This window comes from Streptomyces sp. SID3343 (assembly GCF_009865215.1).
Lineage (GTDB): Bacteria > Actinomycetota > Actinomycetes > Streptomycetales > Streptomycetaceae > Embleya.
Map to the genome: position 1 here is coordinate 1 of NZ_WWJX01000006.1, position 6,143 is coordinate 6,143.

At 71.1% G+C, this 6,143-nt stretch carries 6 protein-coding genes; 2 read left to right on the forward strand and 4 right to left on the reverse strand.

Translation table 11 applies throughout. The annotated features are described in order from the left end of the window. Positions 1-869: metallophosphoesterase (locus GT354_RS00390; protein ID WP_161354114.1), on the forward strand; the 869-nt coding region annotated here is incomplete at its 5' end. Between the two features lie 15 nt (positions 870-884). Here GT354_RS00390 and GT354_RS00395 read toward each other — a convergent pair. Both GT354_RS00395 and GT354_RS00400 read right to left on the reverse strand, forming a co-directional pair. Beyond that, a complete protein-coding gene (locus GT354_RS00395) occupies positions 885-1,457 on the reverse strand; it encodes a Uma2 family endonuclease (protein WP_161354115.1) in 573 nt (190 codons plus the stop codon). A gap of 143 nt (positions 1,458-1,600) precedes the next feature. Continuing rightward, positions 1,601-2,368 (reverse strand): SDR family NAD(P)-dependent oxidoreductase, encoded by a 768-nt coding sequence (locus GT354_RS00400; RefSeq protein ID WP_161354116.1) that lies wholly within the window; start codon positions 2,366-2,368, stop codon positions 1,601-1,603. Between the two features lie 222 nt (positions 2,369-2,590). On the opposite strand from GT354_RS00400, the gene GT354_RS00405 reads away from it, so the two are divergent. Next, complete coding sequence (locus tag GT354_RS00405) at positions 2,591-4,210, forward strand: amidohydrolase (RefSeq protein WP_161354117.1); 1,620 nt, start codon at positions 2,591-2,593, stop codon at positions 4,208-4,210. A gap of 77 nt (positions 4,211-4,287) precedes the next feature. Here GT354_RS00405 and GT354_RS00410 read toward each other — a convergent pair whose 3' ends face one another. Further along, positions 4,288-5,046, reverse strand: a complete 759-nt coding sequence (locus GT354_RS00410) for a polyphosphate--glucose phosphotransferase (protein WP_161354118.1) — start codon at positions 5,044-5,046, stop codon at positions 4,288-4,290. Positions 5,047-5,247: 201 nt separating this feature from the next. Further along, on the reverse strand, positions 5,248-6,143 hold an 896-nt coding region (locus tag GT354_RS00415), incomplete at its 5' end, for an AAA family ATPase (RefSeq protein WP_161354119.1).

A 6,143-nucleotide genomic window follows, 5' to 3' on the forward strand; every position in this document is an offset into this window, starting at 1 on the left:
ACACCACCGGCTCCGCGCCCGCCGGCACCCCCCTCGGCCCCGACCGACGGATGGTGCTCACCCGCTCCGTCGCGCTGCTCGCCGCCGGGACGTCGATCGGCACGGTGGGCTACGGCATGACCCAGGCCCTCGGGGCGCCGCGCACGGTGCGGGTCAAGATGCCGGTCGCGCGACTCGACCCGCGACTGTCAGGGTTCCGGATCGCGGTGGTCGGCGACATCCACCTGGGCCCGCTGCTCGGCCGCGCGCACACCGCGCGCGTGGTCGACACGATCAACCGCACCGCCCCCGACCTGGTGGCGGTCGTCGGCGACCTCGCCGACGGCACGGCCGGCCAACTGGGCCACGACGCGGAACCACTGCGCCGGCTGACGAGTCGACACGGCTCGTTCTTCGTCACCGGCAACCACGACTACATGTCCGGCGCCGCCGACTGGGTCGACAAGCTCGCCGAGCTGAACGTGCGCACCCTCGCCAACGACCGCCTCGAAATCTCCCGCAACGGCGCCGCCTTCGACCTGGCCGGCGTCAACGACCTGAGCGGCAGGTCCGAACACCACGGCCCCGACTTCGCCAGGGCCCTCGGCGACCGCGACCCGTCCCGCCCGGTCGTCCTGATGGCCCATCAGCCGGTCCAGGTCGACCAGGCCGCCAAGTACGACGTCGACGTGCAACTCTCCGGCCACACCCACGGCGGCCAGATGTTCCCGGTCCAACTCCTGGTCAAGCTCGACCAACCGGCGGTCGCCGGCCTGCACAAGGTTGACGACACCATGCTCTACGTCACCAGAGGCGCCGGCTTCTGGGGCCCTCCGGTCCGCGTCGGTGCACCCCCGGAGGTCGCCGTGGTCGAACTCCACGCCCGGTGACCCCCCGCGTCGCGATCACCCCACCCGCAACAGCGCACCCGGATCGAGGGTGATCGGCGTGAAGGCGGGCAACGTGACCACGGCTCCGGGCTCGGCCGTGCCGGAGGCCACATACTCGGTGCCGCTCAGGGTGAACGTCTCGATGGTCGACTGCTTCGGGTCGACGACCCAGTAGGACTCGATCGCCCACTGTGCGTACTTGGCGAGTTTGTCGACCCGGTCGACACCCTGGTGGCCGGCCGAAAGGACTTCGACCGCCAGGACGACATCCTCGGGAGCGAAAGCCGTGTGGTCCCCCTCCACCCCCGACTCTGCCGCGGCAGTCCCGACCACCGCGATGTCGGGCCGCAGGAGGTCACGGTCCCCGCGCCGCACGTTCGAGTGTCGAAACACCACGACGTCGTTCCTGCCGTCGACCGCCGCTCGCGCGAGCACGGCGGACAACGAGACGCACACGTGCTGGTGACGCACCGACGACAACGGCGACATCACCACGACGCCGTCGAGGAGTTCGACACGAACCAGCGAGGTCTCCTGGGCGGCGATCACATCATCCGCAGTCCACTCACGGTCGAACACAGCCTTCACGCACCCTCCACACATACGGCCGTCCTTGCCGGACCCGCTTCGCAAGCCTGGCACGAACCATCGATATGGGGATACCTCGGGCGCGTTCTCAGTCCCGTCCACGGCCTGCGGCGGCCTGGCTCGGGGCCGCCGCAGGCCGTGGGTCAGATGGTTTCCGTGGTGCCGCCGTCGACCATCAAGTGGGTGCCCGTGATGAAGGACGCCTCGTCGCTGAGGAGGAAGCGCACCGCGCCCGCGATCTCCTCCGGGCGGCCGAGCCTGCGCAGCGGCGAGCTGTTCTCCATCCGCTCCCGCGCGCCGGGGCGGGCGAACGCCTGGGCGAGCATCGGGGTCTCGATGAAGCCCGGGCAGACCACGTTGGAGCGAATGCCGTGTTCGGCGAGCTTCGCGGCCATCGAGCGGTTCAGGCCGAGCATGCCCGACTTGGCGGCGCAGTACGACGGGTTGAGGGCGTTGCCGACGATCGCGTTGAGCGACGCGATGCCGACCACGGCCGAGCCCGCGTGTTCGCGCAGATGCGGGGTCAGGGCCTGGACGAGCAGGGCGTACGAGCGCAGGTTGACGTTCAGGACGCGGTCCCAGTCGTCCGCCGTGACCTCGGTGATCGGGGTCGAGTCGACGATCCCCGCCGCGTGCACGAAGCCGCCGACCGAGCCCAGGGCCTCGACCGAGGCGCGGACGGCCTCGGCGTAGGCGTCCGTGTCGCCGACGTCCAGGGCCAGGCCCAATGCCGGCACCCCGTGCTCGGCCGTGATCTCCTTCGCGACCTGCCGGACCTGGTCCCCGGCGATGTCCCACAGGGCGACCGGCCGACCGGTGGCCGCGAGCGCCTGAGCGATCGCCCGGCCGATCCCGGACGCGCCGCCCGTGACGACGACGCCGGTGTCCGGTGATGTGCTGTGCGTACCCATTTTTCTACTCCTCCGTGGGCAGGTGACTGACGACCAAGCGACCTGACGAGCCGTCAGAACAGCTCCAGTGGTAGCACGCCCGTGACGGTGGGCCGCCGACCGGCACGGCAAAAGACATCACCGCCCCGCTGGGCGGAGTACCGCGCGCTTCGCGCCCCGGCCGACCGGGTACCGGATCGACGCCCACGTGCACACCCAAGTCTCGGCAGGAGCGGCGGCACCATGGACCAGGACACCCCCAGCGCCGACCTGGTCCTGATCGGGACCGTGATCACCGTGGACGACGACCGTCCGCGCGCCGAGGCGGTCGCGGTCCTCGCGGGGCGCGTCCTGGCCGTCGGGTCCGCGTCCGACATGCCGATCGGCCCGAACACCCACGTGGTCGACCTCGGCGACCGCTGTGTCCTGCCCGGTTTCGTCGAGGCGCACGGACACGTCGTGGCCGAATCGGTGCTCTTCGACAGCGGTGCCGTGGTGGACATCCGCCCCACCACGATGGCGTCCGCCGCCGAGGTCGTGAGCACGATCCGGCGCGGCGTTGCCGACGGGCACGTGATCATGTTCGGCTGGGACCCGATGTCGTTCCCCGATCTGCCGCTCGCCTCCCAGGAGTTCCTCGGCGAACTCGCCCCCGAGTCGTCGCTCGTGGTGGTGCACCACTCCGGACACGTGGCCTGGTTCAACCACGAGGCCGCCCGCGTCATCGGCATCGGCACCCGCACTCCCGACCCCTCCGGTGGCCGCTACGGGCGCGACGCGCGCGGCGCCCTGAACGGCTCGGCCTACGGCGTCGGCGCGATGGCCGCGCTCACCGCGCCCTACTCGCTCGGCCGCGACGGAGCACCACCGGACCTGACCGAGGCGCTCGCCCGGATGAGCGCGGTCGGCCTGACCATGGTCAGCGAGATGGCCTGCCAACCCGCGTGGCGCGACGCGCTGCTCGACCCCGTCGGCCGGACCGACCCCACGTTGCGCTTGCGCCTGTACGAACCCACGTCGCCCGAACTGCGCAGCGCGGCACGTCCGTTCACGGGCGACGACCTGGTCCGGCAGACCGGTATCAAGGTGTGGGTCGACGGCTCCCCGTGGGCCGGCACGATCGCGGTGTCGTTCCCCTACCTGGACACCGAACTGACCCACCGCCTCGGCCGCGGCGATCGCCCGCACGCGAGCACGAACTACACGTGGGATCAACTCGCCGAGGTGGTCGAGGCGTATTTCCCGCACGGCTGGCAGATCGCCTGTCACGCGCACGGCGACCTCGCGATCGACATGATCCTGGACGTGTACGAGGGCGTGCTGAGCCGCTACCCGCGCGCCGACCACCGCCTGCGGCTGGAACACGTCGGGGCCATGCGGCCCGACCAGTTCACCCGCGCGGCGGCGCTCGGAGTGACCGCGAGCGTGTTCATGGACCACGTGTACTACTGGGGCGAGGTGCTCACCGACGAGTTGTTCGGCCCCAAGTACGGCGCGCACTGGGCCGCCGCCGGCTCGGCCGTGGCCGCGGGGCTGCGCATCTCGCTGCACAACGACCCGCCGAGCACCCCCGAGAACCCGCTGCACAACATCACGGTGGCCACCACACGCCGCTCGCGAGGGGGCAGGGTGTTGGCCCCCGAGGAGTGCCTGACGGTGGATCAGGCCATCCGCGCGCAGACCCTCGACGCGGCGTATCAGCTCTTCTCCGACGACATCACCGGCTCGATCACCCCGGGCAAGTACGCCGACCTGGTGGTTCTGTCGGCCGACCCGTACACCGTCCCCTTGGCGGCGATCGCCGACCTCGACGTGCTCGCCACCTTCCTGGCGGGCCGCCAAACCCACGGCCGGGCTCTGTAGAACCCGGCCATCGACCCCCGAAGCGGGTCCCCGAAGCGAGTCCCGACGTCGGCCCTCCCCCGGCGTCGACCCCGCCGTCAACCCCCCGCCGTCAGTCGCCCTTCGTCGATCACCAGCATCGCGGCGCCCACGATCCCCGCGTCGTTGTGCAGCGTGGCCGGCACCAGGTCGGCGCGGATCTTGAGGTAGGGGATGAACTTCTCCGGCTTCTTGCTGATGCCGCCGCCGATGATGACCAGGGACGGGGAGAACAGCATCTCGACGTGGCGCAGATAGTCCTGGACCCGGGCCGACCACTTTTCCCAGGACAGGTCGTGCGTCTCGCGGGCCACCGCGGAGGCGCGGTGTTCGGCCTCGTGGCCGTTCAGTTCGAGATGCCCCAGTTCGGTGTTGGGTACGAGCCTGCCGTCGACGAACAGGGCGCTGCCGATCCCGGTGCCGAACGTCAGCATCAGCACCGTGCCCTTGTGGCCGCGCCCCGCGCCGAACCGCATTTCGGCCACGCCCGCCGCGTCCGCGTCGTTGACCATCGTGACCGGTCGCCCCAGCGTCGCGGTGAACAACGCGTCGACGTCCAGGTCGATCCAGGACTTGTCGACGTTGGCGGCGCTGCGCGCGATGCCGTTCTTGATCACTCCGGGGAAGGTGATCCCCACCGGTCCGTCCGCGTCCGGGAACTGCGCCAACACTTCGCGGACCACGCCGATGACCGCCTGCGGCTCGGACGGTTCCGGGGTCAGCAGGCGCACGCGTTCGTGGGTGAGCCGTCCCGCCTCGGTGTCCACCGGCGCACCCTTGATGCCGGTGCCGCCGATGTCGATGCCCATGACCGGCACGTAAGGCTCCTTCTTCTTCGGCTGTGACAAGGCTTCCGGCCGCGTCGAGGCTTTCCTCGGCCGCGACCGGGCGCTGGGTCCGACCCGACAGGGCGCGGCGGTCGACGCGGCGCCGTGCCAGGCGAGTCGGTCGATCGCAGCGGTTCCCCCGTCACCCGGACGACGCGCCGTAGAGCCGATACCCCACTCGGGCCCGGCGATTCACCGCAGTGTGGGGAGATCGTCCGGGTAGAGCGTGCGCAGTTCCTCCAGGCCCGCGCCCGGCAGCTGGGCCAACCGGGTCGCGTGCCGCTCGATCATCGCCTCGAAGGTACGCCGCGCCTCGCGCGCGTTGCCGAACGACGAGCCGCGCGGGAGTCGGCGGAAGTAGCCGAGCAGCGCGTCGCACGTCTCGTCGGTGAGCACGTACTCGTGCTCGCGCACCTGCTTGCGGGTGATCTCGACGAGTTCGTCGGCCGAGTAGTCCTGGAAGGTGATGGTGCGCGAGAAGCGGGACCCGAAGCCGGGGTTGGCGCCCAGGAAGCGTTCCATCTCGTCGGTGTAGCCGGCCACGATCACCACGACGTCGTCGCGGTGGTCCTCCATCATCTTCACGAGCGTGTCGATCGCCTCGCGGCCGAAGTCGCGCGAGGGATCGGCCGGCGCCAGGCTGTACGCCTCGTCGATGAACAGCACGCCGCCGCGGGCCCGGTCGAAGACCTCCTTGGTGCGCGGCGCGGTCGAGCCGATGTGCTCGCCGACCAGGTCGACGCGCGAGACCTCGACCAGGTGGCCCATCCGCAGCACGCCGAGCGCCGCCGCGATCTCGCCGTACAGGCGGGCCACGGTGGTCTTGCCGGTGCCCGGGGAGCCGGTGAAGACCAGGTGCCTGCGCAGGGTCGGGGCCTTGAGCCCGGCCTCCTCGCGGCGCCGGCCCACCGAGATCAGGTCGATCAGGTTTCGCACCTCGGTCTTGACGCTCGCCAGACCGACCAACAGGTCGAGTTCGGCGAGGAGTTCGTCCACCTCGCGCGCGGGCGCCTCGGTCGCGGCCCGCTCGGTGCTCGCGCCGTCGCGGGCGCCGGGGATCGGCAGCGTCGCGGTGAGCTTGACGCCCT

Excerpts from the sequence above, each read along its gene's own strand:
- GT354_RS00400 (WP_161354116.1), bottom strand. The coding sequence starts at position 2,368 with ATGGGTACGCACAGCACATCACCGGACACCGGCGTCGTCGTCACGGGC.
- GT354_RS00405 (WP_161354117.1), top strand. The coding sequence starts at position 2,591 with ATGGACCAGGACACCCCCAGCGCCGACCTGGTCCTGATCGGGACCGTG.